Here is an 11,680-nt window from a genome sequence, read left to right as displayed (position 1 = left end):
AGTATAGAATATGAGGTCAGATAAGCAGGTATATAAAGAAGGTGAGGCGTTCCGGTACATGGAAAACGCCAAAGGGCTGTTAAAAGGCGCGGCTATCGAGGATAATATTTACCTCGATAAAAAACCAGTCCGTGAAGCCTTTGGCACTGCTTACCTTGCCATACTGGAAGCCCTTAACGAAGCTCTAATCAAGAAAGGCCTTACCCGCAAAGAACTTCCCAAGTCCGTAGATGGGTATATGGCAGCCATAAAGAAGCACCTGTCAGTAAATAACGGCAAGCTCGTCAGGGAATTTGACAGCCTTTATGAAGCCCTGCACATCGCCGGATATTACAGAGGTTTGTTTACTCACGTTAGTGCAGTCAAAGACTTCATGAAGGAAGCCGAGGCATTCATTAAGAAGTTGCTACCCTAAGCTTGCCCCAAAATACACCACTCTTTAACAGACATAGGCACCTCCTGCTGCATATACTACATGATTATAACTAAAACTCTTTCCACTCTTTTTTTAATCAACAACCAATCTGTAACAGAAGTGTAACAGACTGTCAGTTATTATAGACTGACATTTTTCAGGGGAGGAGAAAATAAATACAAATTGGTGTGGCGTAAGACAGCGGCATCTTTGGGGAGGATTTTAAACTAATGAAAATTCTGGTGGTAGAAGATGATTTCTTAAACAGGAAACTTGTATCGGAGATACTTCGGCGTTCGGGCTACACGGTGCTTGCAGCGTCAAACGCTGGCGATGGAATAAGAATTGCCAAAGAGCAACAACCGGCACTTGTGTTGATGGACATAGACCTCCACGCCCTGAATGACGGCCTGAGCGCGGCAAAGCAATTGAAGCAGGACGATACGACAAAACATATAAATGTGGTTGCCATTACAGACTACACAAACAGAGGAACTGAGATGCGTATATACGATGCAGGATGTGACGCCTATGTTGCAAACCCAATAAGCTGTAAGGCGCTTCTGGATACAATCTCATCGTTTGTTAAATAAACCCTGATACTTTCTTGGGCTTATGATATTTGGGCAGGGCAAACACATTTGAATAATTAGGTAGTAATTGCCTATACTTTTAGCTTCGACCAATGCTTTCCTGATAGGGGGTAGGGAAGGTTTTCGACTCCCCCTATCAGGAGAGGCAAGTTTCTAAAGCGTTTGCCCTGATAACCATTGCCACTATTATACAAAATTGGTTAAACTCTCTGAGTATGCCGTGTCAAATTGAATGGAGGTCAGATGAAACGTACAAAGATAATCTTAGAGGACAATGACATACCCAGGCAGTGGTACAATATTATGGCCGATATGCCGACTATCCCAAAGCCGCCGCTTCATCCGGCAACGAAAAAACCGGTCGGCCCGGATGACCTTTCGGCCATTTTCCCGATGGCGCTTATCGAGCAGGAGGTCACCCAGGAGCGCTGGATTACTATCCCTGAAGAGGTTTTAGATTGCTACACCCTGTGGCGGCCGTCTCCGCTTTACCGTGCACACAGGCTTGAAAAGGCGCTTGACACACCGGCCAAAATTTACTATAAGTATGAAGGCGTAAGCCCCTCCGGAAGCCACAAGACCAATACTTCTATCCCTCAGGCATACTACAACAAACAGGCCGGTATCAAACGCATAGCCACAGAGACCGGCGCCGGTCAGTGGGGCGCAGCCATATCTCTGGCTGGTGTGTTCTTCGGCCTTGAGATAACCGTCTATATGGTAAAAGTCAGCTATAACCAAAAACCCTACAGGCGCATATCGATGGAGACATGGGGGGCCTCCGTTTACCCAAGTCCCAGCACGTTGACAAACTCCGGCAGGGCTATCCTCGAAAAAGACCCTGATAGCCACGGCAGCCTCGGCATCGCCATCAGCGAGGCCGTCGAAGATGCAGCCACACATAAAGACACAAACTATGCCCTCGGTTCAGTCCTCAATCATGTCCTCCTGCATCAAACAGTTATAGGGCTTGAGCTAAAGAAACAGTTTGAGCTGGCCGGTGACTATCCCGATATCGTCATAGCCTGCTGCGGCGGGGGGAGTAATCTTGGCGGACTGAGTTTTCCATTCCTCTATGACAAGATACACGGCAGGGAACTTAGAGTAATAGCCGTAGAGCCGGAGTCCTGCCCTACCCTCACCAAAGGACAGTTCAGGTATGACTACGGCGACACGGCAGGCCTCACGCCGCTTCTTATGATGTACACACTGGGGCATGATTTCGTACCGCCGGGGATTCATGCCGGTGGGTTGAGGTATCACGCCGACTCATCGCTTGTGTCGCAGCTTACGCATGACCGGCTTATCGAAGCACGCGCCTATCACCAGACGGAGGTCTTCACGGCAGCCCTGTTATTTTCCAAAAGCGAGGGGATTATCCCTGCCCCTGAGAGTTCACACGCGATTAAGTGTGCAATAGACGAGGCACTCCTTGCCAAAGAAGAAGGCAAAGAAAAGACCATCGTGTTTAGTCTGAGCGGTCACGGGTATCTTGATCTGACTGCCTACTCTGACTTTCTCGAAGGTAAGATAATCGACTGCTCGTTTCCTGAAGATAAGATAAAAGAAGCCCTGCAGCGGCTTCCAGTCATTGACTAACATGCGGCACGTTATCTTAGGAACGGCAGGACACATCGACCACGGCAAGAGTTCCCTTGTCATGGCACTGACAGGCGTAGACCCCGACAGGCTGAAAGAGGAAAAAGAACGTGGTATTACTATTGACCTCGGCTTTGCAGACCTCAGATTCGATGGTCTGACTGTCGGCATTGTGGATGTCCCCGGACATGAACGGCTGATTAAAAATATGCTTGCCGGGGCAGGAGGCATAGACATTGTCCTGTTTGCCATAGCCGCTGATGAGGGCGTTATGCCCCAGTCCAGAGAACACCTTGCAATCTGTAATCTGCTTGGCATAAGGGCAGGTATTGTGGTAATTACGAAGACTGACCTCGTTGAACCGGATATTGTGGAAGTCGTAGTGGAGGAGGTAAAGGACTTCACAGCGGGGACTTTCCTTGATGGAGCGCCGATAATTGCCGTGTCATCAAAGAGCGGTCATAATATCGATAAGCTCAAAACTCAGATCCAGATTACGGCTCTTCTGACAGCCCCCAAATCACCCGATGGAATCTTTCGTCTGCCCATCGACAGGGTGTTTACACTCAAAGGGTTTGGTACTGTGGTCACAGGCACAGCTATCTCCGGTCGGATTTCAGCAGATGATGTGATTGAAATTCTGCCTTCAGGGATAAGAACAAAGGTGCGCGGACTTCACAGCCACAACATGGCCGTTAAGACCGGTCTTGCCGGGCAGCGTATTGCTGTGAACTTGCAGGGCGTCGATAAAGATGCAATAAAAAGGGGTGATGTCGTAACGCACGGCGAGACCATTGCCGCCACAGACAGACTGAATGCCGAAGTCAGATTGCTTAAAACGGCCAAACAGTTGAAAAACAGGGCAAGCGTTCATTTTCATGCCGGTACGTCTGAGACAACAGCGCGCGTTATCTTATATCGTGTTGAGAAGCTCATGCCTGGTGAGTCCGCATTCTGCCAGTTGCGCCTTAAACAGCCTGTTATCGCTATGGCAGGAGATCGATTTATAATCAGACGCCTCTCGCCCGTCGACACCATAGGGGGCGGGCTTGTCCTTGACCCAACCCCACCGCTAAGGAGAAAAAAAGACGACGACGCCTTTTTTGATATTTATTTAACCGGAGATATAATGTCAAGACTTGCTGAGAAAATCAAAGATAGCACACTTAAAGGTATCCTTAGAAAAAAACTCTACGCCTGGGCAGTTCAGGACATAGCAATCACAGACAAGGCCATTGAAACACTGAAAAAAAATGGCCTGGTTACTGAGATAAATGAGACATTATTCCACAGTCTCTCTATCAATCAATTACACGAAGCAGTAATAACTCACTTACGGTCATATCATCACAGAAACCCGCTTCAGTCTGGCATGTCAAAGGAAGAACTCCGCTGGCTGTTTAAGCAAATAGACGTAAAGGTGTTTTATAAGATTCTAAGCACATTTAACGAAGTCATTATTGATAAAGAGTTAATACACCTGAATGATTTCAGGCCGTCTTTGACACAAATCGACGAGGGTATTAAAGCAAAAATCATCGATACGTTAAGACTGTCAGAGTTTCAGCCACCATCAAAAGAAGAACTTGCCGCTGCATTTTCGATAAAAGAAAAACAGGCTGAGGATATACTAAAACTGCTTGCCAAAGAAGGCATTCTTGTTAGAATAAATGATTCATTATATGTAGATAAAGGCGCGTATGATAAAATTATTGGCATTGTCATGGAATTCGCAAAGGCTAAGAAGGAAATAACTGTCTCAGAATTCAGGGAGATAATAGGTACGACAAGAAAATACGCCCTACCCTTTTTGGAACATCTCGACGGGAAAAAGATCACTATGCGCGTTGGCAGCATGAGAAAGATTTTAGTCGGGTAAACCCTTTACAAGCCCTGTGAAATAGCCGCTTATATCGACGATGTCGGTGCGGAGTTTGTCTATTGTTGACTGGCCAAAGTCATCGTACATATTGCCCCAGCCCGTGTACTTAAGGAGTATCTCGCCGCTTTCGGGGTCTTCTATCGATAAGACCATGATTATTTTACTCTTTCCTGCGCCGTAGCCAGCCATAAAACTGGCCTCACGGGTGTTTGAATAAATAATGGCTGAATCAGATTTGCAAATAAGATACTTATAGGTATCTGGAATCTCAGTCTTTTTTGTGGTAACAGTCTGAAACCTGCCAGTGTCGCGAAGGGATTTTAATACGGCTGCGTTAATAATGCCCTTGAGTTCGTTTAAAAAATTGGTTACCTTTTCTGTCTTTTCAACTTTGGTGTCAACAGCGGCGTTTTCCAAAATGACTGCCTTATGCTGACCAAGTCTGGCTTGTTTCGCCGTATAGGTACACATCTCTCTTGTGCCGCCTACTGGCAGTGAGGCTGTGCTTTCTTTTGCCCCAGCCAGGGCAGTACCGCTAAAAAGAATCTGGATAAGTGCCGCACTAAGAAAAATCACAATATATTTCCTGAGCATTATAAATCCTCCGGTTTAAAAAACCTTGACCTGGTTTTTACCTGATTTTTTTGCCGTGTAAAGGGCACGGTCGGCCTCAGAAATCAACCATTGAAGGGTTCTTGATTTATCTGGTATCATTCCAGCAATCCCAATGCTTACAGTCACAGTCTTTGACTGAGCAAAGCAGAGGTTTAAACTGTTTACATTTGTGCGCATCGTCTCGCCTATGAGGGCTGCCCCGTCCAATGTTGTATCAGGAAGGACGCTGACGAATTCCTCACCGCCATAGCGAGCGATAAAATCCCCAGGGCGTCTCAGTGCATCGCTCAATGCACCCGCTACACGCCTGAGACAATCATCACCGTATAGATGACCTTCCGTGTCGTTAAGCTGTTTAAAAAAATCAATGTCAACTAGTACCACAGATATAAAATTATGCCCTCTGAATGCCTTTTTCCACTCCTGTTCGGAGTAGTCATCAAAATATCTCCTGTTGGCAACCCCAGTAAGTCCATCAATATAAGACAGATTGGTAAGGATTCGATTGGCCTCCTTAAGCTGGCGTGTCAATGCCTCCAGCTCTATTTCACGTGCCTTACGCCTGTCCATCTCATTCTTTAGTTTCAGCGCCGAATCCACGCGTGCCCGCAGCTCTATCATCTTTACCGGTTTTGTAATATAATCAATAGCCCCTGCCTTAAATGCGTTTTCAAGCGATATTACACTTGTGTCGCCAGTTACCATGATTATAGGTACATCATTATACCAGTGGTTTGATTTTATCTTTTTGCACGCCCCGATGCCGTCAAGCCCCGGCAGACCTATATCCATAAGTATAAGCTCAACATCTTTGTTTATCCCGCTGTCACCTTTATCTAAACCTATGATATCGAATGCCTCCTCAGCAGAAGCTGCTAGCAGGATATTCTTATATCCAATTTTCGTTAAATGTCGGTTCATAATCAAGCATATATCATCTGAATCTTCGACTATTAGTATCGACACAATATCCCCCTACTCATAGACTGTCTCCAGTCTGTCAAGATAATCACTGAGAGCCGTGATATGTCTTTTTATTTCCTCGTAGTTTTTCTCCATTGCGTCCTTTTCAATGACCATCCCTACCTCGGTAATAAAATCAAATCCATAACCACCACCAGAACCTTTCAGTTGATGTCCTATCACACGAATTGTATCAAAGTCCCCGGAATCTATGGCCAGGATCATTTTCCTGATGTCATCGCGCCTGTTAGCAAGATAGCCCGGGATAAGTTCGGCAAGTTCACTATCTATAGTTATTATTATTGTGTCTTCTGCCATCAAGCCTCCGCTCCAAATAATATAAACGAGTAGTTCTATTCTATTAGTCATATAATCTACCATAAACTTTGTAATATTTTAAAGTTTAGAAAGAAACCTAAATCCACCAGCTATGGCACCAGTTTTAGGTTTTGGGGAGATTTTTGTAATGTTAAGTATCTTCCGTGATGAGCAGCGCCTTATGTTCCAATGTTAAATTGCCCTGCAATATCTCGCAGCTCCGCAGATAGGCCTGATAGTTTATCCACGGATGCTAATACGTTGTGTGAGTTGCTGGAGGTTTCACTGGAAATCCCTGCCACAGTGATGATGTCCTCGGATATTGTTCCTGAGACTGTAGACATTTCCTCTGTTGAGGTAGCTATTTGCTGGACCATTGACTGGAGATTTTTCACTGTTTCCACTATTTCGTTTAATGATATGTTTGCCTGCTCTGCTAGTTCTACACCAGATTGCACCCTTATTGTCCCATCTTGTACTGATTTTATGGCATTTTGTGTTTCGTCCTGAATTGAATTAATCATTGAGCTGATTTCTGTTGTCGATGTAGATGTCCTCTCGGCAAGTTTTCTGACCTCATCTGCCACAACAGCAAACCCCCTGCCTTGTTCCCCGGCTCTGGCAGCCTCAATAGCAGCGTTCAGGGCAAGGAGGTTTGTCTGGTCTGCTATGTCTTTTATGACGCTTATAATATCGCCGATTTGCTTTGAACGCTCTCCCAGTGAGTTTATAACATTGGATAGCGACAGGACAGTACTGGATATCTCTTGAACCTCGTGTACAGTTTTTGTCACTACGGATGACCCTTTGCCTGCGACCTTCAGCGTGTTTGCTGCTGATTCGGCCATATCCGAGGCATTTTTTGCAATATCCAGAACGGTTTGAGACATCTGTGTCGAGGATGTGGATATTTGCTCGGTCTTGCTTGTTTGCTCTTCAACCATGCGCAATATCGTTTTCATTGTCGAGGTCAACTCTTGCGCATTTTCAGTAAGCAAGTGGATTCCCTCAAATATCTTACCGATGATACTCCTCATACTCCTCAACATGGTATTAAAGGCATGTGCAAGTTCTCCGATTTCATCGTTACTGACTATTGGTACGTCCACCATTAAGTCGCCATCTGACGCCCTCTCCGCTGTTTCTTTCAGACTTAAAATTGCCTTTAGTATTTTACGGATTAACATGCTAGTGAATAAAACCCCTAATACCAATGCTAAAATAGTGGTAGTTATAATAACTGTTTGTATCCTGGATATGGCAGTCTGCGTGGCTTTCCTTTTATCCTCATGGGCCTTCATAGCGAGGTTGTCCATTTTTTTCAGGGCAGCTTCTACAGGTTTGTCAACTCCTTTTATTTGTTTATCTACGGCTGCTATATCATCACTCTGTGCACGGGCGGCAACCAGCATGTCGATTGATTTTTCATAATTGACGATGTGTTCTTTTGCTTCTCTGACAACAGTTTTCTCACTTTCCTCATCGGCTAATTTTTCATATTTTTCTACTTCTTTCCTCATATTGGATACGGCTTCACGAAAAGAATCTATATATTTGCTATTTTTTCTTAATAAGTAGTTTTTAAAACTATGTACAGCATTGCCAAGCTGTATCTGAGCCTCCATGCCGACTTCCATTTGAACGCCTTCCACTTCCATAGTTCTCGTAAAACTTGCTGCGACATAATTAAGGCTGAGGAGAGATACAATGCCAACAACTATCAGTGCAACACATATAAAGACCATAGCTCCATAGAGCTTTACTGACAGACTTATTCCTTTATTCACAAGTAGCCTCCTTTTTGAGCTCGTTATAGCCGTATCATATCATTCCTCTTTTTATTTTGCAATTATAATGAATTTAGTGCAGCAATTCAGTGTGAATTCATGGACACATCCAATTCAGTTTGATATGGGACAGGACATATGAGCATAGACATATTGGGTGAAATATTTCTCTTGACAATACAAACGGGATTTTTGTAACTTCTCATTAGTAATCTCAAATGGAGGGGCGTGGTATGATGTGGTTCGTAGCATGATGAGGGGCACAGCATGATATTGATAATCTCATTTTACAGGTCGCTGCAGAAGGACCTTGAGGCATATTTAAAAGCGAACTTTCCTGATATAGAGATAGACAAGGCATACTATGATGTAGAAGGGATTAAAAAAATTGACTCTGATATTACATATGAGCTGATAATAAGCGACTGGGACAGCGGCTATGTAGATGGACTTAAGATACTAAAAAAGGTAAGAGAAAACCCTGTGATAAAGGAAACGCCGTTTGTAATATTAACCGAAAAGCAGGACAAGGAAAGCGTCCTGGCATGTGTCAAGGCCGCCGTAACCGGTTATATAATGAAACCAGCTCTGTCACAAACGATAGACGAAAAGACGTTTTATGAAAAACTAAGACCTTTCATCGAAAAAATCACATAAAATACTGAACCAGCACGAATCCTTTCCCCCATCTGCAAAGACGTACATAGTCGTATACAAAAAGAAAGCAGACTGATACGCCTTCTCCAAAACCGCCCGCTCTATTGAGCCATGCCCTTAGTCATGTTCTGCTGAAATGCATTTATCCTTGCAGTTGCGCTTAACTGCAAATCAAAACAACCGCCACAAGGTCAGACTTCCTTATGGCGGTTTTAACTTTACTATACAGGAGTTATTAGTATGTTTATAAATCCATTGTCACCTTCATTAACAGCTATTTCATCTGTATATTTAGTATCATCATCTAAATCCCTTGGTGCTTGTGTTGGTGAATAAGTTTCTAGCCCGCCAGTCTGCATATTCGTTACTACAACTATATCTTTAGGACATCTTAAAGTTGTACCTTTTGTGATTGCAGTTGCAATCTGTAAATCTGAGGCACTCAACTCTATGCAACACTCTCCAAGTATATTAATTTGTTTATAATTTTCATCAAACATCTTTTTAAGTAACTCATCAATACTCGTGTTTAATACAGCGCCTAACAACACATTTCCTATGCCAGCAGTAACACCAGCTAAAATTGTTTCTGTCGCAACTTTAGCACCAGCACCAAAAACATTGTGTAATAGCTTCACTACAAATTTTTCCATATCTGTAAGCTCTATTGTTTGAGTAATTTTTATTTCTATCAGTGTATCTCCAGATATTTTCTCCTTGGCAATGATTCTACTTTTAAAAGAACTTGTAGTAAAATCAATTTTTTGATTTTCCACTATGGGAATGGTTTTAATAGTTCCTACTTCTCCACGACCAGCACTTGGATAGAACAAAGTTGCTGCTAAAACATTAGTTACTTTACCAGATGCAGTTGCTGCTCCTTTGTTAATTAATAGATCCTTAAGCGTAATTTCATAAGTTTGTTCAGCCATTTTCTTCTCCCTAAAAAAAGTGATTTCAGAGGAAAGTCCTCACATGTATAATCGCAATTTTCATGCCAGATGAAATAATAATATAACCATGTGATTTTATAGGCTTTTTATTATTTTTGGATATTTTAGATATGTATTTATATACCATTTAATATGGAATGAATTCCTATCTGCCGGTGTATTATTTGATGGGATACTGAAAGAAATATGTGGTATAATGCTGATAGCCAGTAGCTAACATTACAGGCTGTGTCTGCATACGTCTGCCCTTTTTGGTCATTTCATAAATTCTGCACTCTGCGCAAGATATATTTTAATCAGTGATTGATAAGGAACGTCTTTAGCCAGCATTTTTAGCTGCTCGGTAAGCGCTTCCGGTAAGATATTGATTTCGTCGATGGTTTCAGATTTGGGAACACTACCGCTTCTGCTCTGCCATAGTCGAAATAATCTGTCGTATCGTGGGTACTCCAGAACTCTCTTTCCTCATCCTCGGTGTTAAAGGCCGGTATTTTCTTTAATTTTCTCTTCATAGATTGTTCTCTCCTTTTTACTCATGTCCCTTGCCGACTTTCCACCATCGAGTGAAGGGTATCCTGCTTAATAATCAATTATATGCAGGTGGAATATTTAATGTCAATCTGTCGAATTTATGGTATGATACATGCGGCGATTGCCTGATAAATTATTTTCAATGGGGGTTTGATATGAAAGAGAGAGGAAGATTCGTTTGGATTGGTTTGGTTTTACTTGTTTTATTAACTGGCGGCTTTCATGTGTTGAGCGCGGGGGCTGCGGTTGGGGATAACCCGCTTGTCGATGAGATGTTGATTTTAGATGGGGTGTTTAAGGAGATAGTCTCTGCTGTTGCCGTTGGTTCTGGCAGCAGGGTTGTCAACGCGCTTGAGCCGATGCACGGAACACGTGAAAAAACACATGAAGGCATTCACTCAGGTAAGGTAAAAATACCAAAAAACCAGAAACGCATCGGCGAGTTTGTCAAACTGGACGAGGAATTCCACCATAACTTAGAGAAATTAGCAGAGGCCGCCCGCAAGGAAAACAAAGACGCGATGTTATCTATTACAAAGAAACTCCTCGACGGCTGCATCAACTGCCACAAGACATTTAAACAGTAAACACATTTCCAAGCGATGGGCATTGATTGGGCATGAGGCGGAGTTACTCCTTATTTTTCTCAGCCCGGTTAATGAATTCCTTTATAGACGTGTGATAAGGTTCAAGCGCCAGTTCAGGGTCGAACTCTTTGTATGTGGTATGTTTGACAACAAACTCCATCAATACGCGCGGTGAATATGAAGTATTCAACCACTCCTTTATCTCATCCTTTCTCAAATCATCGACAGCCCCGCATTCACTCTCGAAATATTCAATTGCCCCTTCGTCTGTTTTAATACGGTCATAAAGGTCAATAAACTCCTGCTTCGATAGATTAATATTAATACCCACATATTCAGCCATTCTTTTTGATGCAACGTGAAGAATAAATAATATTGTATTAATCCAAAGAGGGATTAACATATTCCCATCGATTTTTCGATGGGAATATAAAAAATGCCTAGCCATATCCCTAGCCATATCCATATCCCTAGCCATATCCCTAGCCATATCCATATCCCTAGCCATATCCATATCCCTAGCCATATCCATATCCCTAGCCATATCCCTAGCCATATCCATATCCCTAGCCATATCCCTAGCCATATCCATATCCCTAGCCATATCCATAGCCCTAGCCATATCCCTAGCCATAGCCCTAGCCATATCCCTAGCCATAGCCCTAGCCATATCCCTAGCCATATCCATAGCCATAGCCCTAGCCATATCCATAGCCCTAGCCATATCCATAGCCCTAGCCATATCCATAGCCCTAGCCATATCCATAGCCCTAGCCATAT

At 43.4% G+C, this 11,680-nt stretch carries 12 protein-coding genes and 1 pseudogene; 6 read left to right on the top strand and 7 right to left on the bottom strand.

Annotated elements, in window-relative coordinates:
- Window positions 1–10 precede the first annotated feature (10 nt).
- The 4 genes from ASN18_RS15435 to selB all read left to right on the top strand — a co-directional run bounded on the left by ASN18_RS15435 (window position 11) and on the right by selB (window position 4,486).
- Window positions 11–415 carry a DUF5618 family protein gene (locus tag ASN18_RS15435; protein ID WP_157073045.1) on the top strand — a complete coding sequence of 135 codons (405 nt, stop codon included), beginning with the start codon at window positions 11–13 and terminating at the stop codon, window positions 413–415.
- Window positions 416–645: 230 nt separating this feature from the next.
- Complete coding sequence (locus ASN18_RS15430; RefSeq protein WP_085053677.1) at window positions 646–1,008, top strand: response regulator; 363 nt, start codon at window positions 646–648, stop codon at window positions 1,006–1,008.
- Between the two features lie 243 nt (window positions 1,009–1,251).
- Complete coding sequence (locus ASN18_RS15425; protein WP_085053676.1) at window positions 1,252–2,607, top strand: TrpB-like pyridoxal phosphate-dependent enzyme; 1,356 nt, start codon at window positions 1,252–1,254, stop codon at window positions 2,605–2,607.
- Between the two features lies 1 nt (window position 2,608).
- Window positions 2,609–4,486, top strand: a complete 1,878-nt coding sequence (selB, locus tag ASN18_RS15420; RefSeq protein WP_085053675.1) for a selenocysteine-specific translation elongation factor — start codon at window positions 2,609–2,611, stop codon at window positions 4,484–4,486.
- Here the strand turns inward: selB and ASN18_RS15415 are convergent.
- The 4 genes from ASN18_RS15415 to ASN18_RS15400 form a co-directional block, all read right to left on the bottom strand.
- The gene (locus tag ASN18_RS15415; RefSeq protein WP_085053674.1) at window positions 4,475–5,083 is read right to left on the bottom strand and encodes a hypothetical protein; all 609 of its coding nucleotides are present in this window, start codon (window positions 5,081–5,083) and stop codon (window positions 4,475–4,477) included. The genes selB and ASN18_RS15415 overlap by 12 nt on opposite strands.
- 15 nt (window positions 5,084–5,098) lie before the next feature.
- Window positions 5,099–6,070: a GGDEF domain-containing response regulator gene (locus ASN18_RS15410; protein ID WP_085053673.1), complete on the bottom strand. Its 972-nt coding sequence runs from the start codon at window positions 6,068–6,070 to the stop codon at window positions 5,099–5,101.
- Between the two features lie 9 nt (window positions 6,071–6,079).
- Window positions 6,080–6,385: an Hpt domain-containing protein gene (locus ASN18_RS15405; RefSeq protein WP_085053672.1), complete on the bottom strand. Its 306-nt coding sequence runs from the start codon at window positions 6,383–6,385 to the stop codon at window positions 6,080–6,082.
- Window positions 6,386–6,564: 179 nt separating this feature from the next.
- Window positions 6,565–8,172 (bottom strand): methyl-accepting chemotaxis protein, encoded by a 1,608-nt coding sequence (locus tag ASN18_RS15400; RefSeq protein WP_085053671.1) that lies wholly within the window; start codon window positions 8,170–8,172, stop codon window positions 6,565–6,567.
- 267 nt (window positions 8,173–8,439) lie between these two features.
- Here ASN18_RS15400 and ASN18_RS15395 point away from each other — a divergent pair, with 267 nt between their 5' ends.
- Entirely contained in the window at window positions 8,440–8,829 is a 390-nt protein-coding gene (locus ASN18_RS15395) for a response regulator (RefSeq protein WP_085053670.1), read from the top strand.
- A gap of 221 nt (window positions 8,830–9,050) precedes the next feature.
- Here ASN18_RS15395 and ASN18_RS15390 read toward each other — a convergent pair whose 3' ends face one another.
- Together ASN18_RS15390 and ASN18_RS15385 are read right to left on the bottom strand one after the other, a co-directional pair.
- Window positions 9,051–9,761 (bottom strand): hypothetical protein, encoded by a 711-nt coding sequence (locus ASN18_RS15390; RefSeq protein ID WP_085053669.1) that lies wholly within the window; start codon window positions 9,759–9,761, stop codon window positions 9,051–9,053.
- A 276-nt stretch (window positions 9,762–10,037) separates the two neighbouring features.
- Window positions 10,038–10,294: pseudogene (locus tag ASN18_RS15385) on the bottom strand (BrnA antitoxin family protein).
- A 174-nt stretch (window positions 10,295–10,468) separates the two neighbouring features.
- Here ASN18_RS15385 and ASN18_RS15380 point away from each other — a divergent pair.
- Window positions 10,469–10,900 carry a cytochrome c gene (locus ASN18_RS15380; protein WP_085053668.1) on the top strand — a complete coding sequence of 144 codons (432 nt, stop codon included), beginning with the start codon at window positions 10,469–10,471 and terminating at the stop codon, window positions 10,898–10,900.
- A gap of 43 nt (window positions 10,901–10,943) precedes the next feature.
- Here ASN18_RS15380 and ASN18_RS17320 read toward each other — a convergent pair.
- Window positions 10,944–11,680 (bottom strand): hypothetical protein (locus ASN18_RS17320; RefSeq protein WP_236861813.1); only part of this gene is annotated, 737 nt, incomplete at its 5' end.

The sequence above is a fragment of the Candidatus Magnetominusculus xianensis genome (genome assembly GCA_001541255.1).
Classification (GTDB): Bacteria; Nitrospirota; Thermodesulfovibrionia; order Thermodesulfovibrionales; family Magnetobacteriaceae; genus Magnetominusculus; species Magnetominusculus xianensis.
This window is presented reverse-complemented; position numbering and strand designations above follow the sequence as displayed.

Bases quoted from the DNA above. Each gene is read 5' to 3' on its own strand.
- ASN18_RS15435 (WP_157073045.1), top strand. From the start codon at position 11: ATGAGGTCAGATAAGCAGGTATATAAAGAAGGTGAGGCGTTCCGGTAC.
- ASN18_RS15430 (WP_085053677.1), top strand. From the start codon at position 646: ATGAAAATTCTGGTGGTAGAAGATGATTTCTTAAACAGGAAACTTGTA.
- ASN18_RS15425 (WP_085053676.1), top strand. From the start codon at position 1,252: ATGAAACGTACAAAGATAATCTTAGAGGACAATGACATACCCAGGCAG.
- selB (WP_085053675.1), top strand. From the start codon at position 2,609: ATGCGGCACGTTATCTTAGGAACGGCAGGACACATCGACCACGGCAAG.
- ASN18_RS15415 (WP_085053674.1), bottom strand. From the start codon at position 5,083: ATGCTCAGGAAATATATTGTGATTTTTCTTAGTGCGGCACTTATCCAG.
- ASN18_RS15405 (WP_085053672.1), bottom strand. From the start codon at position 6,385: ATGGCAGAAGACACAATAATAATAACTATAGATAGTGAACTTGCCGAA.
- ASN18_RS15395 (WP_085053670.1), top strand. From the start codon at position 8,440: ATGATATTGATAATCTCATTTTACAGGTCGCTGCAGAAGGACCTTGAG.
- ASN18_RS15390 (WP_085053669.1), bottom strand. From the start codon at position 9,761: ATGGCTGAACAAACTTATGAAATTACGCTTAAGGATCTATTAATTAAC.
- ASN18_RS15380 (WP_085053668.1), top strand. From the start codon at position 10,469: ATGAAAGAGAGAGGAAGATTCGTTTGGATTGGTTTGGTTTTACTTGTT.